General features: G+C 57.0%; 22 protein-coding genes and 1 pseudogene. 3 read left to right on the top strand and 20 right to left on the bottom strand.

All coding sequences use genetic code 11. The features are described from left to right. Nucleotides 1–40: 40 nt before the first annotated feature. A complete protein-coding gene (locus tag ACNKH3_RS03405) occupies nucleotides 41–835 on the bottom strand; it encodes a hypothetical protein (protein WP_420208252.1) in 795 nt (264 codons plus the stop codon). Nucleotides 836–853: 18 nt separating this feature from the next. Next, nucleotides 854–1,915, bottom strand: a complete 1,062-nt coding sequence (locus ACNKH3_RS03400) for a type IV pilus twitching motility protein PilT (protein ID WP_417915858.1) — start codon at nucleotides 1,913–1,915, stop codon at nucleotides 854–856. A gap of 157 nt (nucleotides 1,916–2,072) precedes the next feature. On the opposite strand from ACNKH3_RS03400, the gene ACNKH3_RS03395 reads away from it, so the two are divergent. Beyond that, nucleotides 2,073–2,789 (top strand): HAD-IA family hydrolase, encoded by a 717-nt coding sequence (locus ACNKH3_RS03395; protein WP_417915857.1) that lies wholly within the window; start codon nucleotides 2,073–2,075, stop codon nucleotides 2,787–2,789. Nucleotides 2,790–2,804: 15 nt separating this feature from the next. After that, entirely contained in the window at nucleotides 2,805–3,185 is a 381-nt protein-coding gene (locus tag ACNKH3_RS03390; protein ID WP_417915856.1) for a hypothetical protein, read from the top strand. Between the two features lie 7 nt (nucleotides 3,186–3,192). Here the strand turns inward: ACNKH3_RS03390 and ACNKH3_RS03385 are convergent, their stop codons facing one another. From ACNKH3_RS03385 to ACNKH3_RS03340, 10 genes and pseudogenes are all read right to left on the bottom strand, one after another. After that, nucleotides 3,193–4,272, bottom strand: a complete 1,080-nt coding sequence (locus tag ACNKH3_RS03385) for a hypothetical protein (protein WP_420208251.1) — start codon at nucleotides 4,270–4,272, stop codon at nucleotides 3,193–3,195. Between the two features lie 64 nt (nucleotides 4,273–4,336). Further along, the gene (locus ACNKH3_RS03380) at nucleotides 4,337–5,233 is read right to left on the bottom strand and encodes a dihydropteroate synthase (RefSeq protein WP_420208250.1); all 897 of its coding nucleotides are present in this window, start codon (nucleotides 5,231–5,233) and stop codon (nucleotides 4,337–4,339) included. Between the two features lie 155 nt (nucleotides 5,234–5,388). After that, nucleotides 5,389–6,312, bottom strand: a complete 924-nt coding sequence (locus tag ACNKH3_RS03375) for a hypothetical protein (protein WP_420208249.1) — start codon at nucleotides 6,310–6,312, stop codon at nucleotides 5,389–5,391. Then, nucleotides 6,309–6,821, bottom strand: a complete 513-nt coding sequence (locus ACNKH3_RS03370) for a GNAT family N-acetyltransferase (RefSeq protein WP_420208248.1) — start codon at nucleotides 6,819–6,821, stop codon at nucleotides 6,309–6,311. Before ACNKH3_RS03370 ends, ACNKH3_RS03375 begins: the two co-directional genes overlap by 4 nt. A 381-nt stretch (nucleotides 6,822–7,202) precedes the next feature. Then, on the bottom strand, nucleotides 7,203–9,041 hold the full coding sequence (locus ACNKH3_RS03365; protein ID WP_420208247.1) for a hypothetical protein: 1,839 nt from the start codon (nucleotides 9,039–9,041) through the stop codon (nucleotides 7,203–7,205). 139 nt (nucleotides 9,042–9,180) lie between these two features. Next, a complete protein-coding gene (locus ACNKH3_RS03360) occupies nucleotides 9,181–9,615 on the bottom strand; it encodes a desulfoferrodoxin family protein (protein WP_420208246.1) in 435 nt (144 codons plus the stop codon). A 195-nt stretch (nucleotides 9,616–9,810) separates the two neighbouring features. Further along, on the bottom strand, nucleotides 9,811–10,959 hold the full coding sequence (locus ACNKH3_RS03355) for a type III PLP-dependent enzyme (RefSeq protein ID WP_420208259.1): 1,149 nt from the start codon (nucleotides 10,957–10,959) through the stop codon (nucleotides 9,811–9,813). A gap of 295 nt (nucleotides 10,960–11,254) precedes the next feature. Beyond that, entirely contained in the window at nucleotides 11,255–14,077 is a 2,823-nt protein-coding gene (locus ACNKH3_RS03350; RefSeq protein ID WP_420208245.1) for an EAL domain-containing protein, read from the bottom strand. 154 nt (nucleotides 14,078–14,231) lie between these two features. After that, nucleotides 14,232–15,989 (bottom strand): multiheme c-type cytochrome, encoded by a 1,758-nt coding sequence (locus ACNKH3_RS03345; protein WP_420208258.1) that lies wholly within the window; start codon nucleotides 15,987–15,989, stop codon nucleotides 14,232–14,234. A 243-nt stretch (nucleotides 15,990–16,232) separates the two neighbouring features. After that, nucleotides 16,233–16,664, bottom strand: a pseudogene (locus ACNKH3_RS03340) (group I truncated hemoglobin); the annotation flags it as partial. A gap of 43 nt (nucleotides 16,665–16,707) precedes the next feature. Between ACNKH3_RS03340 and ACNKH3_RS03335 the strand changes: the two are divergent. Beyond that, complete coding sequence (locus ACNKH3_RS03335) at nucleotides 16,708–16,905, top strand: hypothetical protein (protein ID WP_420208244.1); 198 nt, start codon at nucleotides 16,708–16,710, stop codon at nucleotides 16,903–16,905. Here ACNKH3_RS03335 and ACNKH3_RS03330 read toward each other — a convergent pair. From ACNKH3_RS03330 to lspA, 8 genes are all read right to left on the bottom strand, one after another. Next, nucleotides 16,898–18,466, bottom strand: coding sequence for a multiheme c-type cytochrome (locus tag ACNKH3_RS03330; protein ID WP_420208243.1), 1,569 nt, complete (start codon nucleotides 18,464–18,466; stop codon nucleotides 16,898–16,900). The two genes, ACNKH3_RS03335 and ACNKH3_RS03330, sit on opposite strands and share 8 nt — an antisense overlap. 227 nt (nucleotides 18,467–18,693) lie before the next feature. Beyond that, nucleotides 18,694–18,924 (bottom strand): hypothetical protein, encoded by a 231-nt coding sequence (locus ACNKH3_RS03325; RefSeq protein ID WP_420208242.1) that lies wholly within the window; start codon nucleotides 18,922–18,924, stop codon nucleotides 18,694–18,696. Between the two features lie 37 nt (nucleotides 18,925–18,961). Then, nucleotides 18,962–19,966, bottom strand: coding sequence for a hypothetical protein (locus ACNKH3_RS03320; RefSeq protein WP_420208241.1), 1,005 nt, complete (start codon nucleotides 19,964–19,966; stop codon nucleotides 18,962–18,964). 45 nt (nucleotides 19,967–20,011) lie between these two features. Next, nucleotides 20,012–20,320 carry a hypothetical protein gene (locus tag ACNKH3_RS03315; protein WP_420208240.1) on the bottom strand — a complete coding sequence of 103 codons (309 nt, stop codon included), beginning with the start codon at nucleotides 20,318–20,320 and terminating at the stop codon, nucleotides 20,012–20,014. A 114-nt stretch (nucleotides 20,321–20,434) separates the two neighbouring features. Beyond that, nucleotides 20,435–23,116 carry a GNAT family N-acetyltransferase gene (locus ACNKH3_RS03310; RefSeq protein ID WP_420208239.1) on the bottom strand — a complete coding sequence of 894 codons (2,682 nt, stop codon included), beginning with the start codon at nucleotides 23,114–23,116 and terminating at the stop codon, nucleotides 20,435–20,437. Between the two features lie 65 nt (nucleotides 23,117–23,181). Then, nucleotides 23,182–23,583 carry a DUF2809 domain-containing protein gene (locus tag ACNKH3_RS03305; RefSeq protein ID WP_417917185.1) on the bottom strand — a complete coding sequence of 134 codons (402 nt, stop codon included), beginning with the start codon at nucleotides 23,581–23,583 and terminating at the stop codon, nucleotides 23,182–23,184. A gap of 18 nt (nucleotides 23,584–23,601) precedes the next feature. Continuing rightward, on the bottom strand, nucleotides 23,602–23,919 hold the full coding sequence (locus ACNKH3_RS03300) for a pyrimidine/purine nucleoside phosphorylase (protein WP_417917186.1): 318 nt from the start codon (nucleotides 23,917–23,919) through the stop codon (nucleotides 23,602–23,604). Nucleotides 23,920–23,962: 43 nt separating this feature from the next. Then, complete coding sequence (gene lspA / locus ACNKH3_RS03295) at nucleotides 23,963–24,454, bottom strand: signal peptidase II (RefSeq protein WP_417917187.1); 492 nt, start codon at nucleotides 24,452–24,454, stop codon at nucleotides 23,963–23,965.

The following is a 24,454-nucleotide window of genomic DNA, read 5'->3' as shown; positions in this document are numbered from 1 at the left end:
ACACTGCACGTCGATTTCATGCTGATATTGTCATTGGCAGTCACGTCATTTTCTCAATCCGCCTGCTGAGCTTCTCCAGAATTTTCTTGGTCTTCTCGTCCATCAGCTCAGGATTGTTTCCCCACACCTTGCGGATCTCCTCCATCGTCTTGTCCGGCATGACCGCGTCCAACATCTTCAGCTCCGCCGCATCCCAAAGCGGCTTGCCGAGAAACGCGGCAAGCGCAGCGGCATCCTCGCGAATTTTCTCCTTGCTGCCGTGGTCAACCACATTGACGCGGGAAGCATCTTTCAGGACAAGATTCAGTTCATAGCTGAAATCCGAAGAGCTGTCGCCTTTGAGCTGTTTAGCGACAATTTGAAGAGCGTGAATCTCCCCCAGCCGGACGCAGTCTTTGCAGCTACCGAGGTCGGCCACGTCATCAGGTGACTTCCGGCCTTTCCAGAAGAAGCCTTTGCGCTTGTCGAAAACCACGGGCTTGGAGCTGAAATAGAGCAGCCCGCCGCCAATGAGCAGAAAGATCAGACCAAACAGTCCCAGTCCCCAGAGCGGCTCGGCAAAGAGAAAAGCTCCTGCCGCCGAGCCGACACCGACCAGAAGAAAGATGGAGGCAAAAAGCAGCATTCCTGCGGTGATGCGGAACTCCATCCGGTCGGGCTGCGTGCTGAGCAATTTATGCGTGCGGAAGTTGGAGCCGCCTCTTTTCAGCGGATTCCAGCGTGTCCGTTCCGCCAGCGGATCGCCGAAGCAGGACGGCTCAACCCAGCTTTCCATGTCTTTGAGCGCGTTTTGCAGCATTTTCGCGGCTGCCTGCTCCAGCATTTTTTTCAGCATGGCTTTGACTCCGCCGCGTCAGTCTTCCCCGTCCGGCACCGGGAAAAGATTTTTGTTGATCGCCTTCTCCCGCGCCGCCGCGACGGTGATCTTGCCGTCGTCAATCATCTTTTGCAGACATTGATCCATGGTCTGCATCCCCTGCGTGGTGCCGGTCTGGATCATGGACTCAATCTGGTTGATTTTGCCCTCGCGGATGATGCTGGCCAGCGCGGTGGAGCCGATGAGGATTTCCAGCGCGGCGCAGCGGCCCTTGCCGTCCTTGGTTTTGAGGAGCTGCTGGGCGATGACCGCCTTGAGCGAATCCGCCAGCATGGTGCGGGTCTGGGCTTGCTCCTCCGCTGGAAAGGCGTTGATGATCCGGTCTATGGTTTTGGCCGCGCTGTTGGTGTGCAGCGTGCCGAAAACAAGGATGCCCAGCTCGGCGCAGGTCAGGGCGGCGGAGATGGTTTCGAGGTCGCGCATCTCGCCGACGAGAATCACGTCCGGGTTTTCGCGGTTGGCCACGGCCAGAGCCTTGGCGAAGCTCTTAGCGTGGCTGCCGATCTCCCGCTGCGAGAAGACGCACTGCTTGTTCGGGTGGACAAACTCCAGCGGATCCTCAATGGTGATGATGTGCTTCGGGTGCTTGTCGTTAATCAGGTCGATGATTGCGGCCATAGTCGTTGATTTGCCGCTGCCGGTCGGGCCAGTGACCAAAACCATCCCGCGCACGTACTCGGCGATGCTCCGCACTGACTCCGGCAAGCCGAGCTGATCCACGGTGAGGATTTTCGTCGGGATGATGCGGAAGACCGCGCCGATGCCCCGGTGCTGATAGAGGAAGTTGCAGCGGAAACGGCCCACGCCCTCCAGCGCGTAGGCCTTGTCAAAGTCGCGGTTCTTCTTGATGATCGCCTGCTGATCCGGGTCAAGTATCTCAAAGAGGATGCGCTCGTTGCTCTCTGATGTCAGCACCGGTTCGTCTAACGGCACTAGCTCGCCGCGCAGGCGCAGCAGGGGCGGAAAGCCGACCACCATGTGCAGGTCGCTGGCCCCGCGCTCTTTCATCTGCTTGAAATAGGAATCTATCTGTGCCATGATGCGTCACCGGGGGAGGGAATTCAGGCTTTGGGCTGCTGCTGGACTGCTTGTTGTTTTTTACCATTTTCTCCCGAAGAAACAAAACAATTTTCCTGCGCCGCGCCTCCGCATAAGCCCTGTACAAAGTTTTGCCGGGCGGGTATAATCCTCAATCATGCAGAATTTCGCTCAAATTTCCGCGCCGATTCCTTGGGAAGAGATTAATGCTGTCCTTTTGGACATGGACGGCACTCTTTTGGACCGGCATTTTGATGATTATTTCTGGGAAGTTCACCTGCCGGAACACTACAGCCTGCTGCACGGCCTCAGCGTGGAGGAGGCGGCGCAGGAGCTGCTGGCCCGCTACCGGCAGACGGAAAACTCCCTCCAATGGGCGGACATTGAACATTGGTCCCGCGAGCTGAAGCTGAACATTCCGGAGCTGAAGCGGCGCATCAGCGACCTGATCGCCCTGCATCCGCATGTTCCTGAATTTCTTGACTTCTGCCGGGAGCAGGGCAAACGGCTTTTTCTCGTCACCAATGCCCATCCCCGCACCTTGGCCATCAAGCTGGAGAAAGCAGCCATCGGCGGCTGGTTTGACCGGCTGGTCTGCGCCGAGGAAGTCGGTTTCGCCAAAGAGGAGCCGCAGTTCTGGAGCAGGCTGCAAGAAATGCTCGGCTTTGATCCGGCCCGCTCGCTCCTGGCCGACGACACCGAAAAAGTGCTGCGGACAGCGGAACACTGCGGCATCGCCTTCCTGCTGCACATCGCCCGGCCCAACAGCCGCAGACGGCCCAGCCGCTCCGCCCGCTACGCTTCGGTGGAGACTTTTGCAGAATTCATTGCCGCCGCCAAAAAGCGGCAATGGGAGGAAAAAAAGCAAATCTGAAGGAGAGCAGGCGCAATGGAGGAGCAAGCTGAGAAACGGCATGAGTACAGGGCCAGACTGAAAGGATATATCGCCGACATCGCCGACGGGCATTTCATTTACGGCGGCATGGTCGAGGATGTCTCGCTGGAAGGACTGCGGCTGAATGACCTGCCGGATAAATTCTCACAGGAAGGCAAAAAATACAGCATCATCGTTTCCGGCGGGCCAGACTTGCCCTGCTACAAGCTGAAAGTGGCCCCACGCTGGCGGCGGAAGAACGGCATCTTGGTTGATGTCGGCTTCAACATCGCCGAAGCACCGAAGTCATGGCAGGATTTTGTCCAAAGGGTGCTGCCGACACAGCAAGAGGAACATGAACACTGCCTACAGGAACAGTGTTCATGTTGCGGTTGAACTGCCTTCAGTCGTTCCGGCGGCAGGTTTTGAGGTAGTCTTTAAAAACAGCGGGATGCGAGCTGATGATCTTGCCCTTCTGCGCTCCCAGCCCACGTGTCAGATAATCAATGATCTGCTTCTGGTTAAGACCTTTCTCCAAGGCTGCTTCAGTCAGCTCGGCGACTTTCAGCTTGTCGGCAGGATCGTCGAAGTAGCTGAAAATTCTATGATCATCTGTCAGCGGAGCTTCCTGCGCCGCTGCTGCTGCCGACGATTGCTCCTGCATGACAGGAGGGGCGGCGGCAGGTGCTGTCTCAGCCGCGAGCAGGGCCTTGCCAGCCTTCTCCCGCACTGAGGCCAGCTCCTGCTGCATCACCGCGATGTCCCGCTCCAGCGGCGTGATGTCGATCACCTCTGGCTCGTGCTGCTCCAGCTGCCGCAGCCGCTCCGGCAGGTCGCCAAGCAGCTCTTCCGGCGAGATCTGCAAAATCTGCTGAGCGGTCTGCTCGACGCAGGCTTTCATGCCGCCCACCGCGCCTTCGATTCCGGCCAAGGTGTTCATCGCCCCGCGCACCTCGCTGCGCAGCTCCTCCACCTGACTGCTGTCAGCCATTTTGGCGGTCATTTCCTCCAGCGCGTCAATCCGGCTGGAGAGCTGGCCGATTTTGCCGGCCAGCAGCTCGCGGGTGGCGTGGATATGGCCTTGGATGGCCTCGATGTTCGCTCGCAGTTCCTGCCGCATTTCTTCTTTCACCGGTTCAAAATTGACAGGCTCCTCTGTTTTTTTTTTGCCGCCGGCCAGAGCAGGCGCGAGCCAGACGGCCAGCGTCTGCCGCAGCTCTGCATACATGCTGGCCGCAGTTTCCTTGTTGAACAAAAACACGGCACCAAGGAAGATGCCGATCAGCACGGCCACGCAGAAAGCGGCGGCCAGAGCCAGTCCGAGCAGCAGCTGCACCGCGCGCAGCACGGCCTGAATGAGCAGCCCGACCGACTGAAAGACTGAAGCCTCCGGGTGCGCGAGGCTGACCGCGAGCAGGCCGATGAAAAAGGCGAAAACGGCTGCTGTGTTCAGCAGCGGCTTCCGCAGGACGTTGTTGTTCATGGTTCCTCCCTGATATCGTTCGCGGCAGGGACGGAGCATTTGCCGCTCCTGCCGCATCGCTCCATTACAGCGTCAGCCAAGATTCAGAGAAGACCGCCTGGCCGGAAAGCACTTTGTAGGTCTTGTAATGCTCCAAGGCCGAACCGCTCAAAGCGGACGGATCAGGATCATTGCCGTCCATCATGCCGTGCACCAGATCAACCAGATCCTGCCGCTCGCCCTTGCAGATGGACATCAGTTCCTTGTCATAAGCATTGACGATGGCGGTGCTGATGCCGTATTTCATCAGCATGATTAAATAGGTGCGGTCAAGATACTTGCGCAGGTGCTCGGCCACGCCGTTGGAGACGTTGGACAGGCCGACGGTGGAGCCTGATCCCGGCGCGATGTCCTGTAGCATCATCATGAACTCAAGGCCGGAGGCGATCTGATCCGCGCCCAAGGTGATCGGGGTGCCGATGGGATCGAAGAGGATTTTCTCGTTGGGGATGCCTGCGGCGTTGAGGGCCATCATCAGGTCAACCGCCATCGCGGCGCGCTCGTTGGAGTCGCGCGGCATTCCGTCCGGCCCCCAGAGCAGGGCGATGACGTTGCAGCCCGCCTCAGCGGCAGCCGGGATCAGCTTCTCCATCCGCTCCGGCTGGGCGGAGATGGAGTTCATGATCGCCTCGCTCTTGTTCTGCACTGCTTTGAACCCCGCGATCATCGCGTCGGTGTTGGTGGTGTCCAGACAGAGCGGAGTGGCGACGCAGCTCTGCACGGTCTCCACCATCCACGGCATCAGATTGATTCCGTCCTTGCGGGCCGGCCCGATGTTGAGGTCGAGGTAGGAAGCACCTGCTTCCGCCTCCTCCCGCGCCATTTCCTGAATCGGCCCTTGGATGCGCTCTTTCATGGCGGTGCCGCTGCGCTTTCCCATGATGTTGATGCTCTCGGCGATTGCCTTTACCGTCAGTGCCATCTTTGTTGCTCCTTGCTGTGAGTTGTTGAAAAAAATAGGACGAGGTCACATGAATGTGAAGCTCGAAACAATCCGCTTACTTTTGGCGATGTTTTTCAGTGTATATATAAAAAATATTGATATTGTTGTTTGTAAATAAATTCCATTATTTTTTTTCATGCCGCTGATAATTCAGCAGCGATACCTCTTGCCGATTCTGCCTCTAACTTAATTTTTCTTCGTCTTTTCATTTTGTCAGTTTTATTTTTTCCTACATTAAATTCTTTAAAAATTTTAAATGCCTCACGATATCCATCAGGAGATAACTGATAAAGAGGGTCACGCATTTTATTATCTTTAGATAGTAAAATATTTGTAAACCCTGAATTCTTCAGCAATCTTTCTCCGTATGAAGTATGGGCGTATGCAAAAATAGACCTGTCCTCATCTGGAGGAAACTCTTGTATAAGAAACTCAACAAATTTTAAAATAATTACTTCTTTAGCCACTATCGGGCTGAAAAGAGATTGTTCAGGATTAGCCATAATCGATGCTATATAGATTGTCTTTGCAGATTTGTCCATATTTAATGGCAGTATGTCTTTTTCAGACAACTCACTTTCCTTTAGCGACCCGTCAACTATTCTTTTTGCAGCATGTTCTGTTAATGGGAATATATCAAAAAAACCAACAAGTTCACCTTTTGTGCCGGTGATAGCCGTGAATATGTTTGAATTTTTATCTCGCCATTTTTTATAATCTTTATACGATATACATTTCTTGTCAAGATATCTCCTTACAATTTTATTCGCTTGAAAAGCGATTGATTCATCATCTCTGGGGTGAATTTTAACAGTATCGAGCGCACGTGATATTGAAAGAGAAATAGGACCATCATTTTCATTAGCGTTTACTCTCGATGAAACGTCACTCTGTGCAGACTCAATCCAAGCAATTGCAGCGCAGCAAAAAAATAAAAGAGGAAAGATAAGTAAAAATGTTTGCAGTGAAATTGACAACGAAAAAGCCGCTTTTATTCCTACAAGAAAAGTTAAGGAAGCAGAAAAATAGGCGGAGAATTTTTTTAAAAAGATAATCATGTAAAATTTAACACCATATATTTAGCAGACTCTCCGTATGAGGATATTTTTTGAATCAAATCGATTCTGTTAAGGATGTTTGGCGTAAAGAATCCAAATTTTTTCCACAAAACGTCTGTTCCGTAAACAGAAACAAGAGCGATTGATGATATTCTAATATTTGTAGAAATATGTTTTATATATTCGACATATTGATCGAGTGCACCAAGCCCTCTGCCTTGAGGTAATACAGCAACATCATGAATATAAATACAATTTGGTTCTTTTGGCAAGCAAACTAAATATTCATCTAAAGGCGGAACAGCGTAAAGCGTCCAAGGATGAGAAATTCCATAACCAACCATCGCACCATTTTTAACTAACTTACAACACCCTTCAGGAAAAAGGTTTCTTTTTTCAATAAATATATCAGGACGTTCTGGCAGTGTTGTATGTATGCTGTCCGCAATCATATTTGCTTGGTCAATATCTTCTGGCAGCAAGCTGCACCAATTGATAGCCTTATTCATGTTGGCCTCATATTTTTTATTTTTATTTATTAGAAATAATTTTGCGCAGATAAAATTAGGACTTACGCAGTTGAAACGAAAAATCCAACTATTACAGCAAGTTGTCTTTTTGCCGCATGAATCACCCGTTGAACAAAATCAATTGGTTTGGAATCGAACTGCGTAACTCTATGTGTTTCCAACCGTAAATTCGATAAATTGATTCCTGCCGGTTTCTCAGCCGCTTGAACCGGTCAGGGAAAAGACGAATTCTGTTCTGCTCTACTTCACATGAATTGGGAATTTTGTCAAGAATTCTGCGCGGGCGGCTGCGGGGCGGTTTGCTGATATTTTTTTGGAAAAACAAAAAGTTGCCTTATTATCTACCTGCTGGGTTTTTTTTTATTCAAACTGCGGCTCCGCCTCGGCGGCAATCTCTGGCTGCTTTTCAGCGGCGGTCAAGGCGGCAGCCTCCAGCACCAGCTCGCCGCTGCGGGTGAAGCTGCGCAGGCTCACGGTCTCAAAGCCGCCAAGGCTGTCCAAGAGCGGCATGATCACCTGATCAATCAGCACCTTGCTTTTCTCTCCGATTTGATCGTTGCGCACCGCGATCATGGTTCCGCCCCAAGCGGCCAGCTCCTTGAGGCCGTCCGTCAGTTGGGCGGCGCGGGCGAAAATCAGCAGGTTGCCGGGCTGGCCCTTGCCGGTGTCCACGGCTTGAAAGCTGGTGTCATCCTGCATTCGCCCGCCGCTTTCGGCCAAAATTGCCACCAACTGCTCGCGGCTGTCGGCCAAATAAAGAAAACCGTCGGCAAAGGCGTAGGAAGGCTGAAGCATCCCCTTGGCCGCCTGCAAGGAGACCAGCGTCACGCCGTTCGGCAATTTCTGGCTTTTGACCGGCAGGCCGGAGAGCATCCGGCTGAGAAAGCGTTCCGCCTTCTTCCGCTCCCGCACTTCGACGACAAAGCAGAGCCGTGGCACAGGAAAGAGGCCGGTCGTGCTGATCTCAGCAATATTAACGCTGAATTCGCGTCCGAACAAGGAGAGAATCTCGCCGAAGCTGAGGCCGGTCTGCGTCTTGAACCATGCGTCAGTTTTGTCCGCCGTCTCCTGCCTGCCGCTGTCAATCAGGCTCTGCCGCCAGCAGTCGGGCCGCAGCCAGCCGCTCCAGATATAGAGCAGGAGGCTGGCAGGCATTTTCGCCAAGGTGCGGTTGGCGACCGGCGCGGCGGTGTAGATTTTTTTCTGCAAAGGCTGACGCAGCTCTTCCGGGGCGAAACGCAGCACTGTGGTCAGCTTGGCCGCTTCTCCGTCCGGGCAGTGAAAGAGGGCCATGCTGCGGGTGCCGGACGCGGCCTCCAGCGGCGGCGGTGCCTCGTCGGCGAGCAGGGCCTTCAGCCGGGCTAAATCGGCATAGAGAAAAAAATCGTCGCGGCCCCCGGCGTCCTGCTTCAGCTCGGCGTAATCGCGCCGGGCGGCCAAGCCATTCCGCTTGTAGATGAAATGACGGATGAAAAGGTCAATGCTCCGCTGCACCGGCTCCAAGCCCAAGGACAAGGCGATCTGGCCGCCGACCAAAGAGGCGTGGAGCTTGCGGCCATGCTCCAGCTCCAGCGTCAAAATGCCCATGCCGTGATGGTAGAGCAAATCCGGCTGTTTTTTCTCGGTCTTGAGCAAATCAAGGAAGGCCGCGCCGCCCTCAGGCGGAGCGGTGAGCAGCAGGGCGCGTGTCAGCAAAGTGTCGAGCGGAGCCGCCGCCAAGGCTTCCGGCTCCGGCGGCAGCAGGGCCAGCACGGTTCTCCAGCTGAAAGCCTCTTGCAGCAGAGGATGGGCCAGCAGGTGCTGCAAGCTGACCAACTGCTCCTCGGCGGGCTTGCGCAGCAGCGGCGGCACGTCCAGCTGATCCAGCACCGCCGCCCAGCGGATGCCCTTCAGCGTCCGCCCGAAACGCGAGTTGAGGAAGGTGCGACCTGCTGCTGCGGCATCAGCGGCATCGATGAGCAACAGGGCATCTTCCGGCACCAGTTCCAGCGGCTCAAGGGGCTGCGGACGCAGCAGCTCCCCGGAAAGAAATTGGCGCACAGGAGCGGAGGCCGCGATTTTTCGTCCGGCAGCGGCCAGCTCGCTGCGGCTGGGCAACCGCGCCAGCTCCCGGAGTTCCGGGTTGGGCCGGATGACGACGAGCCACGCCGCGTCGGCGAGCACTGCAAAAATCAGCAAAAATAAAAAGATGCGTTTCATCCGCCAAGGCTCCGCTAAAGACAGTCAAGATGCGGTTCTGTCTGCATTGTTTCACAAAGCGGCGGAAAAGTCAGCAGAAAGTGAAAAAAAAGCCGCACTGCAAACAGCGCGGCTTGGCAAAGGCGGGAGGGGCGGAAAATCAGGCTTCCGCCTCGCTCACCCAGAGATCATGCAGGTTGCAGAAGCTGGTGGCGCAAATTTTGCCTTTGTAGTCTTTCGGCAGGTCATATGAGGATTCCGGCTTGTCGGTCGGGGCGAAATTCTTGGCACCAAGCACGGTGCCATCAGCCAGAATGACGGTGTGGCGGACAATAAAATGCTCGGCGGTCATCGGATGCGCGGTGACGACAGAGACCTTGCCGCCCTCAATCTTCACTTCTGGCGCATGACCGCCTTCTTTGCCCTTCCAGTGACCCGGCTGCTCCTTGGTGTAATAGACCGAGCCAGCCGGAGAAAAAGGCGGCGGCGCGGCGGTCTCGTCAGCGGCAAAGGCGGACACAGCTGAACCTGCGGCGGCAGCAGCAGCGGCAGCAGCGGCAGTTTTAAGCAAATCCCGTCTGTCAAATGCGGTCATCTTGTTCCTCCTGAATGTGGAAATGCAGAATATCGAGGACAACGCTTCCGCCTGCTCCGGCGAGCAGACGTGATAATCATACTGCTGACTGGAGATGAATGCAAGGGCGGCAGAGCGGTTCTGCCGCGCGCGTGAAGACAGAGAGGGAAAGCCGCTGCCCTGAATTCAATTTAAATTCAGGGCGGCTGGGGAATGTCAGAGCAGGTCGGTCGGCTCGTTGAGCACGACGATCTTGGCTTTGGGGAAGAAATTGAACTCGGAGGCGGAAGCAGCGGTGTAGGCACCCATCATCCGTCCGATGACCAAATCGCCGTTCTTCAGCTTGGGCAGCATGATGTCTTCAGAAATCACATCAATGCTGTCGCAGGTCGGCCCGGCCAGCACTGACGGGAACAGCTCGCCGACGTTGTTCAGCGCCTGCACCGGATACACCGCGTGGTCGTAGATCATGCCGCTGAAAGAGCCGTAGAGGCCGTCGTCCAAGTAATACCACATCTTGCCGTCGCGCTCGGCCTGGCCCATCACCGAAGACACCGAAATAACTGCCGGAGCGACGATGAAGCGGCCCGGCTCGGAGATCACGTCCACGCTTTCCGGGAACTCGGCCAGAGCCTGCCGGATCGGCGCGCAGAATTCCTGAATCGCCAAGACCTGATCAATGTAATGCACCGGGAAGCCGCCGCCGATGTCCAGCGTGCCCAGCTTGGGCAGGCCCAGTTCCGTCACCCGGCGGAAAACCTCGCCGCAGGTTTGGATGGCGGTGACGTACTTCTGCGGATCAGCGGTCTGTGAGCCGACATGGAAGGACAATCCCTTGATGCGGATGCCGAGCCGGTGCGCGTGCTGGATCAGCTCCAAAGCTCCTTCCGGGCTGCATCCGAACTTCTTCGACAGGTCGGAATAGGCATCGGCGTTGCGGAAGCTGAGGCGGATGAGCAGCTCGGCCTGATCGCGGTATTTGCTGAACTTTTCCAGCTCATTCAGGTTGTCGACGACAAAAACCGTGCAGCCGTAGTTCAGCGCGTGGCGGATGTCTGAATCCCGCTTGATCGGATGCGTGTGAATGGTCTTCTCGCCGGGAACCCCGGCGGCTTGCACCAAATCAACTTCGCCGTTGGTGGCCAAATCAAAATTCGCCCCTTCTTGGAGCAGGGCTTTCACCACTGCCGGATGCGGCAGCGGCTTCAGAGCAAAGTGGGCGGCAGCTTCAGGCAAAGCCTGGCGGAGAGCGCGGTATTGACGGCGGATGACCTCGCAGTCAAGCAGCATCACCGGTGTGCCGTGGAGGGCTGCCGCCTGTTCTATCTGTTCGCGCTCGGAAATTCTGCTGACGATTTCGGAGATGCGGACGGATGCGGCGGCAGGAAGTTTTGGCAGAATGACAGACATGATACCCCCCTCAAGGTTAAAGATTGCAGAAATAAGAGAAAACCTCAATTCTCCTGCTCCTGACAGTTGCTCTGCCGTTGCTCGCTTGGGGCGATTCTGCACGGATTGGCTATCAGCAAGAAAAGGCGCACATAATAAATGAAAAGCGGCGGCTCCGCAAGCATGGTTTGGACTGTCAACAATATTTTTTTGACCGGCGTGATTTTTCTGCGGCAGGCCGGAGCGGATCAGGCTGTTTCTGCGCTGAAATTCATTTGGCCGTCTGATTGAGAATTTTTTTGGCGAACTGCTCCGGCGGCAGCGGTTTGCTGAAATAGTAGCCCTGCACTTCATGGCACTTTCTTTCCCGGAGAAATTCAAGCTGCTCCAGCGTCTCCACGCCCTCGGCCACGGCCTCCAAGCCGAGGCTGCGGGCCATCTGAATGATCGACTCGACTATCGCTGCGTCATCGGAATCCTTGACCAGATCAGCAATGAAGGACTGGTCGATCTTGATGCTGTTGACCGGAAATTTTTTCAGATAGGCCAGCGAGGAGTAGCCGGTGCCGAAATCGTCAATGGCGATGGTGATGCCGAGCTGGCGGATGTCGCGCAGCAGGGCCACGGCCTGCTCTGGATTTTCCATCACCGCGCTTTCCGTGATCTCCAATTCAAGAAAGGCGGCGGAAAGGCCGGTTTCCTCCAGCGTGCTCCGCAGCAGCTCAAGCAGCCTGCGGTTCTGGAACTGCCGCGAGGAGAGGTTGACCGCCACCCGGCCCAGATGCAGCCCCTGCCCCTCCCAGATTTTGACTTGGCGGCAGGCGGTTTTCAGGCACCACTCGCCCAAGGCGGTGATCAGGCCGCTTTCCTCAGCCAGCGGGATGAACTCCGCCGGGGAGATCAGCCCTTCCTCCGGGTGCTGCCAGCGCACCAAGGCTTCCGCGCCGGCAAGGCTGCCGTCCGCCGTCCGGTATTTGGGCTGATAGTGCAGAACGAACTGCTCCTGCTCCAAGGCGTGACGGAGCTGCTTTTCCAAATTGATCCGCTGCACCAGCCGCTGGTTCATCTGGGCGCGGAAAAGCTGGAAACTGCCCTGCTCCCGCTCTTTGGCGAAGTGCATGGCCGTGTCGGCGTTGCGGATCAGCATCTCGGCCTCAAGCCCGTCGTCGGGATAGAGGCTGATGCCGATGCTGGCGTTGATGAAGACCTCCTCGCCGTCAATATGGAAAGGCTGCTGGAGGAGATGGATCAGCCGCCGGGCCAGATGACTTGCGGACTCGCGGAATTTGATCTCCGAGAGAATGACCGTGAACTCGTCGCCGCAGAGCCGGGCCACCACGTCGCTCTTGCGCACGCCGCCCCGGATGCGCTTGGCCGCCTGCGCCAGCAGCTCGTCGCCCGCCTTGTGGCCGAGAGTGTCGTTGACATCCTTGAAGCGGTCGAGGTCGATGCAAAACAGGGCCAGCGGCAGATCGCGGCTCTGGCTGCTGCGCATCGCCTGCTCCAGCCGCTCCTGAAACAGGGCGCGGTTGGGCAGCTTGGTCAGCGGATCGTAGAAAAGCAGGTTCTTCAGCTTCCGCTCGATGTTCTTCTTTTCGGTGAGATCGTTGAAAATGCCGACGTAATTGACCGTCGCGCCGCCGCTGTCGCGGACCGCGCTGATGGTCAGCCATTTTTCAAAAACCTCGCCGCTCTTGCGCCGGTCCCAGATTTCGCCCGACCACGAGCCGGTTTCCAGCAGCTGCCGCCACATCTTCTGGTAAAATTCCTTGCTGTGATGGCCCGATTTGTTGATGCGCGGATTCTGGCCGATCACTTCCTCCCGCTCATAGCCGGTGATGGCGGTGTAGGCCTCATTGACATCAAGAATGGCCGCCTCGGCATCGGTGATGACAACAGCCTCCTCGGCATGTTCGAGGATTTTCTGATCCAGCTGCAGCCGCTGCTCCAGCTGCCTGCGCTCGGTGATGTCAGTCTGAATGCAGCCGACGCAGCAGAGGCTTTCCCCGCTGCCGGGCAGGGTGAAGCAGGAGGTGAGGAAGGTGCGGGTGCCGTCCTGCAGAGGGATGCTTTCCTCGTACTCGGTCAAGGTCCCGCTCTCCGCCCCGCTTTCCCGCAGCCGCCGGGTCAGCTGCGGCATGATGTCGGCAGCGGACTTGCCCATCACCTCCTCCTTGCTCACCCCGAAAATTTCCTCGAAGCGGCGGTTGACCAGCACAAAGCGGCCTGAGAGATCTTTGAGGGTGACAGCGGAGGGCGAGTTTTCAATCAGATCGGCAAGCTGCCTGCGGGCGGCGGCCAGCTCGTCCCGATGGCGGCGGAGATGCTGAATCTGCTCCTGGCTGCGGTTGAGAAACAGGCAGAGCAGGAGGAAGAGCGCGGCCAGCCGGAGCAGCAGCCAGATCCACCAGGCCGCGCCGTGCGGGACAGCGGCAGGAAAAAACCAAGCTGCCGAAGCGAAGAGCAGGCTGCATCCGGCCAGCAGCAGCGCCTCTTCTTCTGAGGCCGGATTTCTGCGCCGCCGGAACAGAAAGCTCAGTCCGGCGCTGAGAAAGCAGATGCTGCCCGCCATGCTCACCGCCCGGATGAACGGCGGCCCGGCGGCAGGAAGCTGGGCTGGAAAAAGCATGAACACAATGCCGGGCGCGGCGCAGAGCGCGGCAGTCAGGCAGGGCAGCCACTCCATGAGCCGATGCCGGGCGACGCGCTCCGGCAGATTGTGCGCCAGCAGAAGCAGGCCGCCGACCAAGGCTGCGCCGCTGTGCAGACAGGCGGCTGCCTGCGGCTGCCCGCCCCCGGCGTTGAAGCCGTCCAGCACGCCCATGCCAGCCAGCGCGGCGGCAGTCCAGACCGCTGTCGGCGCGCTGCCTTCAGCATGGCGGGCAAGCATGATGAACAAAGAGGCGAGGATCGCGGCCACCGCGCTCCAGCCGAGCAGCATGGCGGCCAGCGGCTCATGAGGCAGCCGCCACGAAGGGGCGCAGCACTGCGTCAGAAAAGCCGCGCCGCTCGGCAGGACTGCGCCCAGCAGGAGAACTGCTCCGGTCTCCAGCAGCAGCTTTTTTTTCAAACTTTTCTTTTTTTGTCCGTGCATGGAGGCGGCGCGTCCTTTTCTGTCGAGCGGAAATAAGCGAAGCTGCATCGTGCAAAATTATACCGGATTGCCGGGAGCGGCGGGCAATAAAAAAACCGGCATCCCTCGCAGGATGCCGGTTTCTGTCATGCCGCCTGTTCAGCAGCCTGGGCGTTTATTTGCCCAGCACATCCTTGCGGGCGCTTTCCGCCACCCGCACCGCCACTGCAATCATCTCCTCTTTCACGCCCAGCTCGCGCAGCGCGTCGCCGAAGTGTTTGATGATGATGTTGAAGTGGGTGTCATTGAGGCCCTTCTCTTTGACTAAGCGGGCATGAGCCGCTGTCAGATCGCGGCCTTTGTAGGGCAGGCTGCCGCCGAAGGCGAAGTTCATGAACGCCTTCTGCATCCGGCGCTGGGTGTCCATGTCAATGCCTTCAAAGAAATAATTGACCGCCGGATCGGCCATGACCTTGTCGTAGAAGCGGTCAACCGCCTTGTTCACCGCCTCTTCGCCGCCCAGCTCCTCGTAGAACGCGTCCGCAGCGGTCTTCACCGTGTCGCCGCGCTCCTGCACCCGTGTTTTGGTCGGCGCGCCTTGGGTGCTGAAGGTCACAGTCTTGTCAACCATGTCCACCGCCGGCAGCGGTCTAGGCACCTTGTCAAGACCGTAGATCTCCTTCAGGTCAAAGCCTTTGGGCAGGTTTTTGAACAGCTTCTCAGCAACCCACTGCGGGGCGGCCCGGTAGCGCAGCTTGACATGGAAGGTGATGTCGTGCTTCTTCAGATCGCTGAGGGTGGTGTAATAGACATCCTTGTAGCCCTTGGGCGGGATGACATCGTGCCGGGAGAAGGAGACAACCTCCCACGGATCAATGGCGAAATTCATGGCATGGTCCATGCCGTCGGAGTTGAATATGTAGGTGTTCTCGTCCAGCTCGCCGTCCTCTTTGACGAAGCCGCTCCTCAGCACAACCTTGCCGGTCTCGTCCTTGGCCACCACTTCCAGCCACAGCTGGCGGAGGTTGGTCAGCGAGGTGGGTAGGGCGTGGCCGGCGCGCTTGTTATGCACCCGCACCTTGACCTTGCTCAGGTAGCCTTCCTCGTTGTAGATCGGGTCAATGTCCACTTCGGCGGCGAGCTGGAGCCGGGCAACCGCCATATCATACTTCTGCTGGGCGTTCTCAGCCAGCTTCTTGTCGCCCATCTTCTCAGCCCGCAGCTTCTCCAAGAAGTACATGGTGAAGTTGGCGCCGTTGAAGAAGTGACGGTACTCATGCCGCTGCGGCTTCTGGAAGGTGTCAGCGGTGCGCTTGAAGGTCGGAATGTCGACCATGTGGCAGTCCTGACACTGAATGCCCTTGCCCACGTAAATGCTCTTCTTCCACTCGTTGTAGGTGTGCTCAAACGGGAAATGCTCTTTGTAGTGGAAGACGTGATGGCAGCCCGCGCACAGCTCGGCCCGCAGATGCAGGGGCGACTCGACGCACTCATGGAAGCCGCCGCCGCAGCCCTCGTAGTTCGGGAAGGGGCCGTACTTGGTGCGGACGTTCTCGCCTTTGGCGTTTTTATAGCCAGGCGAAAGCACATAAGAGCCGTTCTCCGGCTCGCGGGACGGAGTCTCCCAATGCGTGTGCCGCTTGATCGAATGGCAGACATCGCAGGACACGCCCGCCTTGGCCAGATCTGAGAGCTTGGAAAAATCGAACTCCTCGTTCTCGCCCGGCATCTGCTTTGTGACAACGGCCGCCGCCGTGTGGCAGCCCTCGCACTGCTTGGTGATCTCCTTGCCCACCGCTTTGACTCCCAGCATCAGCTCGCCGAGATAAATCGGGTCGCGGAAGGCCTGCGCGTGCATGGAACCCTGCCAGTCCTCATACTGCTGCGGATGACAGCCAGCGCAGGTGAAAATGGACGGGGTCTCGAAGGGCACGCCGTTGTCTTCAAAGGCGATATTGGAAGGATAGAATTTATACTTTTGCTTGAGGTAGTCATGATCAAAGCGATCATAGGGCTTGCTCCAAATATTGCCCAGATCTTTGTCAACCTCGTTCGGATTCGGCGGAACGATGCCGACACCGGGCTTCGGCGATGAATAGGATGAAGCTCCGGCAGGCGGCCAGCTCTGGCCAGGCTTGGCTGCCGAGGCCGGTGCCGCCGCGCCGCTGCTTGTTTTTTTGCCGAGGATGTCGCCACGGACGCTGTTGGCCACTTTGGCCGCGTGCGCGATCAGCTCGTCTTTCACGCCCAGCTCTTTCAGCGTGGTGCCGAGATGCTCGACAATCACGTCATAATGGCTGTCATTGAGACCGCGTGCGACCAAATGCGCATGAGCCGCCGTCAAATCTCTGCCCTGATAGGCATTGGGGCCGCCAAAGGCGAAGGTCAGAAACGCCTTCTGCATGGCGATCTGCCGGTTCATGTCCACGCCTTTGAAAAAGCCGTTGACCCGTGAGTCAGCCAGAACTTTTTTGTAAAAGCCCTTGACTGCGGCATCAATGGCGGGCGCGCCGCCGAGCTGATCATACAGGGACTGCTGCCCTGCCGCCGGGGCGGGCTTGCCGCCTTGGCCAGTCTGGCTGAAGGCAGGCACTGCTGTCAGGGCCATCGCCGCTGTCAGACAGAGCGCGACTCCCACACGCTTGTGTCTCATGACTCCTCCTCTCATGGTGATGAATGAAATGGTTTTTGTAGCACCAACTGTGGCTATTATAGGGGAGCGGGGAAAAAAGTACAATTTTTTTTCTATGCAGCGCGAGAAGAGTCTGAAAGGTAAAAAAAACGGCATCCTCCGAGGAAAAACGGAGGATGCCGCAGGCACAGCGTGGGGTGAGAAGGTGCTTACTTAACTGCTTCCGGCTCGCCTTTGGTCTTGAGCGTCACCTCCTGAACAACCATGTCAACCACCGGCACCGCAGGCACAGCGGTGAGGCCGTAGATCTTCTCCAGATCAACCCCTTTTGGCTGGTTGCTCAGGAGCTTCTCCACCACAGCCTGGCTGGCCTGACGGAAGCGGAGTTTGGCGCTGAACTTCAGCTCATCAGCCTTGGCATCGTTGATGAGGGTGTAGTACACATCACGGTAGCCTTTGGGCGGAATGGTGTCGTGCTTGGAGAAGGAAACCACTTCCCACGGATCAAGCGCGAACTTCATGTTGATGTCCATGCCGTCCGAGTTGAAGTTGTAGGTCTTCGGATCCAGCTCGCCTTTCTCGTCCAAGAAGCCGCTCTTCAGCAGGACATTGCCTTTGCTGTCGGTGATCAGCACTTCCAGCCACATCTGGCGGATGTTGCTGAGAGAAGTGGGCAGGTTGTGTCCGGCCCGCTTGTTGTGCACCCGCACCCTGATCTTGGACAGGTCGCCTTTGGCGTTGTAGAACGGTTCAATCTCCAGCTCGGCAGCAGCTTGCAGGCGCTCAACGGCCATGTCAAATTTCTGCTTCGCATTGGCTGCCAGCTTCTCATTGCCCTCCTTCTTCGCCTTCAGCTCGGCAAGAAAGTACTGGACAAAGTTGGCGCCGTTGAAGTAATGCCGGTACTCGCCGCGCTTGGGCAACGTGAAGGTGTCAGCGGAACGCTTGAAGGTGTCAATGTCCACCATGTGGCAATCCTGACACTGCACGCCCTTGATTGAGTAGATGCTCTTCTTCCATTCGGCATAGGTATGCTCGATGGGAAAATGCTCCTTGTAATGGAAGACCTGATGGCAGCCTGCGCACATCTCGGAGGTGCGGTGCAGAGGCGACTCGACACATTCATGAAAACCGCCGCCGCAGCCTTCGTAGTTCGGGAAAGGGCCGTACTTGGTCAGCTTGCTTTCACCGGTCTTCGCATCCTTCCGATTGGGAGAAAGGATGTAGGAGCCGTTCTCCGGCTCGCCGGAAGGCGTTTCCAAATGAGTGTGCTGCTTGATGGAATGGCAGACATCGCAGGACACGCCCGCCTTGGCCAGCGGACTGAGCTTGTCAAAATCAAACTCGCCCTCGGTCTCGCCCAAAAGGAAGGCAGCCGGGGTGTGGCAGCCCTCGCACTGCTTGGCGATGTCTTTGCCCACGGCCTTGATTGCCAAGTTCAGCTCGCCGAGGTACACAGGATCTTGGAAAGCCATCGAGTGCATGGAGTTCTGCCACTCCTCATACTGCTGCGGATGGCAGCCCGCGCAGGTCATCACGGACGGAGCGTTGAACTGCGCATCTTCCTTTGTCAGCGCTTCGTCCAACTTGAGGTGCGAAGGATAATGGGGAAATTTCGCCTTCCACTCCTCCATGTTGTAACGGCTGTATGCCGGGGTTGCAACGGACGGCACCGCAGGGGCAGGAGCCGGAGGAGCGTCCTTTGCCAGCGCGGCGGCTGCGGTGAGGGCGATTCCTGCGCTCAGACTGAGCGCAAAACTAATGCAGTTTCTTGTCATGATGCCTCTTTTTTTGAAAGTGATAATGAGATGCGTTCCCAATGCTGCCATGCAGTCATTATAGAGCAGAAAAAATGAAAAAAGAAGGGCAGTTAAGATGAAAAAACGGAGTCGTGCCACGCTGTCGTACCAGCATTCTCATCTTTGATGAGGAAAAATAAGCTGCTGACGCGGCGGCACACTGGCGGAGGGCGTGAAAAAGGCGAGGTGGATGCTGTGAGGGCTGTTTATGAATTCCCGCTGCCGCATTCCCGCAAAGCCGCCTGCGCTTTTTCCAGCTCGTCCGGCTGGCGCAGGCGGTTGAAGATGTCCACGGCGCGGAGGCAAAGAGGAGCAGAGCCACGCCGATCTCGACAGTGATGTCCGCCCAAGATCAACGGCTGCTTGAGACGCTGGGCAAGTAGCGTACCGATCAAAGCGACAACAACGATGATGACGATATCTGCGGCGAGGCCCATCTGACGGGCCTCATAAACAATTGCACGTTATGAACAGCTATGGTTTACGGGTCAGTTGAGTTGGTTCTGGCCATGCTTCTTTAGAATGTAAACTTTCCAATCGCATAGCAGACCGAAGGGCCTTGATACTATCTGCCTCAGATGAATCCCAGTAGCGGGTATGTGAAAAAAAAAGTTTTCCAAGAAAGCCGGTATCCGATGGGCATACTGGCACATCCCGGATGCCATAGCCGAAACTACCGGCGAGAGGTCCACCGATCAAATCACCAAAAATACCCATTCGGTATGGAAAGAACAGATTAGTCCAGCGGGTGGACGCGAATGGGGCCCCATGATGCGGGATAAGCACACTTACAATGTGCGAATCAGCGAAAATGTAATTCTTTCGGTAATGCGTGTCCTGTTCCTTAATGGACACAGGTGGACAGCACGGATACTCAAACTCAACCTTACACTCCTCGAATTTGTCGAAATCGTCTGCCATAAGCAGGGTGGCGTGGGTTAATGGCGAGCCAATTGTAATAAAATCTGTGACAAGCCAAGGTATGCCAGCCGCACGATGCTCTCGCCATAATTTATGTTGTTTCTGCTGAAACGCCTCCACTTCGATAGTCGCCGTAGGAGCAGTCATACGATCAAATTGAGCTGCCAGTGGTTGTTTTATCGGGTGGGGATCATAAGATTCTCTCAAATCTACCCAGAGGTGCCGGATTATGTCGTAGCCGATAACCGACCCAAGACTGTGACCAACGACGACAATTCTAAAATACTTCCCGGATTCATGTAACGAACGGAGCAGCTTGATCCCTTCCGCCCTGATTTTATTACGTTCGGCAATGTTATCAGGGGAAGGTGTTAAATAACGGGCGGCATCAGCCACATACTTAATAATCAAGTAGCTGGCAATTGCCTGTAGAGCGAGAACAGCAAAGGCAATGTACAACTGTTTCTTAGCATAGAGTGCAATAACTTTGCCAAACAACGAGTGATCTGACTGATCGAAAATCCCCCATAATAGAATTGCTCCAGCCAGCATCAGCATGACGTAAGTTGCTAAGTAAATCGGGCGTAGCGTCAGGGGGATTTTTCAAGGTGATCGAACCAATAGTCCTGCAAGCCAAGACAGCACTGAACTGTATTTAGAATCACGCATGTGATGCGCCCAATAGTACTCATAGAAATCCGTAATAGGCCGACGCGATTCCCGATCGTTAGGAGCCTGCAAACACCTAAGCTCAAAAGACTCACTCATTTGATCAGGTTTGCTGCGGTACTTTTTCTGCGCACTTTCTAACGTGCTAGGCAGAACGGCTTTCACAAAACTCCTGAGCGTTTCCATGGGACGTTGCTCACCAACACCATGAATAACCACCACTGCTTGCCTTAATTGGTTCATGATTCAACTGTTCCTTGTACTTGAGAAACTTCTATGACAATACCCAATAAAGCATTAACCTCTATTGCCGACAATTGAGTAAAAAGAAATGATGCTTACTGGTTGAGCTGCACCCTACATCCTCAACACCACATGCGCGACATCGCCGTCTTCATCGCCGGTGCTGATGCTGAAGCCCAGCTTCTCGGCAAGGGTGAGCATGTCGTGGTTGTTGGACAGCACATCGCCTTCCATGATCTGGAGGCCTTGGTTGCGGGCGGTGGCAATCAGCTGCTGCATGAGCAGGTGCGCAATGCCCTGCCGCTGCCATTCGTCAGCCACGACAATGGCAAACTCACAGCTTCTGCCGTCCGGGTTGATGCTGTAGCGGGACACGCCGATCTGCTTCTCCTTGCCCTCGCTGTCCGGCACCACAGCGATGAGGGCCATCTCGCGGTTGTAGTCAATCTGAGTGAAGCGAGCCAGCATCTGCGGGCTGAGTTCGCTCATGGACTGCATGAAGCGGAAATACTTGGTCTGCTCGGAGAGGTTGCGGACAAAGGTCTGCTCCAGCTCCACGTCTTCCGGACGGATGGGCCGGATGACCATGTCAATGCCGTTGGGCAGCTGCCGCTTGGTGACGAGATGCGAGGGATAGGGATAAATAGCCATGTGGCTGTAGCGGTCAGAGGTCTGCACGTGGTAATCGACCACGATGCGGGCATCCACAGCTATAGCCCCGTTTTCATCGAGAATCAGCGGATTGATGTCCAATTCCTTGACCAAGGGCAGCTCGCAGGCGATCTCCGAAACCCGCAGCAGCACCTGCTCCAGCGCGTCCATGTTGGTCGGCGGCATGTGGCGGAAGGCACCGAGCAGCTTGGAAACCCTTGTCTTGCCGATCAGATCCTGCACCAGCTTGTGGTTGAGCGGCGGCAGAGTCACGGCCCGGTCGCCCATCACCTCGACCGCGATGCCGCCTGCACCAAAGGTAATAACCGGGCCAAAGACCGGATCCGTGACAATGCCCACCAGCAGCTCGCGGCCATTGGGCCGCTGAAGCATCGGCTGAATGGTCACGCCGTCAATGCGGGCTTCCGGCCGGTTCTTGCGCACGGCAGCCAGCATCTCGTTGTAGGCGCTGCGGGCGGCCTGTGCGTTGCTGATGCCGAGCCGCACGCCGCCCGCGTCTGATTTGTGGGTGATGTCCGGCGAGTTGATCTTCAGAGCCACTGGGAAGCCGATGCTCTCCGCCTGCACCAGTGCCTCGTTGGGCGAGCGGACAATGCTGGCATGAGCGGTGGGGATATGGAAGGCCTTCAGCACGGCCTTGGACTCCACCTCGCTGAGGACTTTGCGGCCTTCAGCCAGCGCGCTCTCGATGATCAACCGCGCCCCTTCCACGTCCGGGACTTCATCCAGCGACATCGGCTCCGGCGTTTCCAGCAGCAGCTTCTGGTTGCGGCTGTGATTGACGAGATAGGAGAAGGCATCCACCGCCGTCTCTGGCGTATTGAAGGTGGGGATGTTCGCATCGCGGAGGATGCTGCGGCCTTCCGCCACTTGGATTTCGCCCATCCAGCAGGTCAATAGCGGCTTGCCCTTGGTCTTGCCTAAGGCAACCAAGGCTTGGGCCACGCCCGCAGGGTCGGTCATCGCCTGCGGAGTCAGAATGACGAGCAGTCCATCCACGCCGGGGTCGTCCATGCAGGCGGCCACCGCCTGGGCGTAGCGTTCCGGGGTCGCGTCACCGATGATATCCACCGGGTTTGCCTTAGACCAAGTCGGCGGCAGCACGTCGTCCAGTTTTTTGACGGTCTCCTTGCTCAGCTCGGCCAGCGGCAGGCCAAGGTCTGCGGCGCGGTCAGTGGCCATCACGCCAGGGCCGCCGCCGTTGGTGATGATCGCCAGCCGCTCGCCGCCCGCCTTGATCGGAAAGGTCAGTGTGGAAGCGGCGGAGAAGAGGTTGGCGATGCGCAGGCCGCGCAGCACGCCCGCCCGCCGCAGGGCGCTGTCGAACACATCGTCCGCGCCGACCAGCGCGCCGGTATGCGACATTGCCGCTTTAGATCCGCTGGCGTGGCGGCCCACCTTAAGGGCGATGACCGGCTTGAAGCGTGCCGCCGCCCGCAGGCCGCTCATGAAGGAGAGCGCGTTATGGATGCCCTCGATATACAGAAGAATGCTCTTGGTCTTCGGATCGTTGACCAAGTAATCCAGCACGTCGCCGAAGTCTATGTCTGCGGAGATGCCGGTGGATACCACCGTCGAAAAGCCGATCTTGTTGGCCGCCGCCCAGTCGAGGATGGCCGTGCAGAGCGCACCGGACTGCGAGACCAAGGCGATGTTGCCCGGATTAGCCCCGCCCTTGTTGAAGGTGCAGTTGAGGCCGGTCTCTGGCCGCATGATGCCGAGGCAGTTTGGCCCGACAAAGCGCAGCCCGTGACGGCGGGCGGTCTCCAGCACCGCCTGCTCCAGCTTCAGACCCTGCGGCCCGATTTCCCGGAAACCTGCCGAGATGATCACCGCCGAGCGGATGCCGTAGTTGCCGCAGGCTTCGATGATGCCCGGCACAGTCGCTGCCGGCGTGGTAATCACCGCCAAGTCAACGGGCTGGCCGATGCTTTTCAGGTCAGGATAGGCCTTGCGGCCCTGCACCTCGTCGCGCTTCGGGTTGATCGGATAGACCTCGCCTGCGAAGCCGCCCTCGATCATGTTCTTAAACACCAAGTTGCCGACTGCGCATTCACGGTCGCTGGCCCCGAACACGGCGACAGACTTCGGTTCAAACAGTTTGCTGAGATAGTGCTTGCTCATGGGAAGCTCCTTGTTCGAGAGAGATGAGGGTGGAAAAAATCATGCGGCGAAATCTGGGACCGCAGTCATGTCGTTCTGCTGAGGAAAGCTCTGTCAATCGCCGCCGCCAAAGCGATGCCCAGCATGTAGGCGGCGATGTCCGACCAGAGAAAGCTGAAGCCGAGGACAAAGGCCAGCGGCCTGACAGAACGGAGATATTCCAGCCAAGGCGGATGGAAAAGCTGCGACACTTCAATGAGACAGGCGATGATCAGCGCGATGCGGAACGTCTGTTTCGCGCTGCGGCGCAGCGTCAGGGCGCAGACGAAATACAGCAGCATCGCCCAGAGAAAATCACCGGCATAAGCGACATACCACGGCGGCAGCAGGTTCGGCGCCAGTCTGGCAGGCAGGCCCAGCGCGATGATGAGCACGGCCAAGGGCAGATATTTCAGCAGGCTGCGTCTTGGCCGCGCTTGTCTCATCATGCGCTCGCGCTGCGCTGCTCAGTCCGCCAAGAACGAGCAGCAGTAATCGATCACTGTCTTGACCTGCATCTTGAACTTCGAATTCGCAGGCACCTCAAAGGCTTGGCCGCCTGCGACCGCCTGCCAGCCAGAATTCTGCGGCAGCAGCACGTCCAGCTCGCCGGAATGAATCTCCATCAGCTCCTTGGCATCGGTGTTGAACTCGTACTCGCCGGGCAGCATGATGCCCAGGGTCTTCTTGGAGCCGTCCGCAAAGACGACCGTGCGGCTGGTCACTTTGCCATCAAAGTAGATGTTCGCCTTTTTTAAGACGGTCACATTTTGAAAATCAGACATTGCAATCCTGTTCTGTAGAAATAAAGTGAACGGACTGACCTCGTCAGTCCGCCTGCTGTTTTCTTTTCTCCGCCCGCTCTTCTAAGAATTGCACGAGCAGAAAGAGGCAGACTCCAACTGTGATGCCCGAATCAGCGACGTTGAACGCGGGCCAGTGATGCTCCTTGATGTGGAAGTCAAGGAAGTCAATCACCGACCCTTGTTTCAGCCGGTCAATCACGTTGCCGACCGCGCCGCCGCTGATCAGGCCGAAGCTGACCGGATAGAGCGGATGCTGACCGCCCAGCCTGCGCTGCATGATCACTAAGACGGTCACTGCGACAGCGGCCACGCCGACAAAAAAGACCTGCCGCCAGAGCAGCGGCATGTTGGAGAGCATCCCGAAGGCCGCGCCGGTGTTGTGCACCAGCACGAGGTTGAAGAAGCCGGGGATGACCGGCAGCGAGTCGTGCAGGGCGAAGTTCTCGACAATCCAGAGCTTGGTGAGCTGGTCGCTGATCACGACCAGCAGCATGATGAGCAGAAACCGGAGCAT

Source organism: Candidatus Electronema sp. JC (genome assembly GCF_048287365.2).
Lineage (GTDB): Bacteria > Desulfobacterota > Desulfobulbia > Desulfobulbales > Desulfobulbaceae > Electronema.
This window is presented reverse-complemented; position numbering and strand designations above follow the sequence as displayed.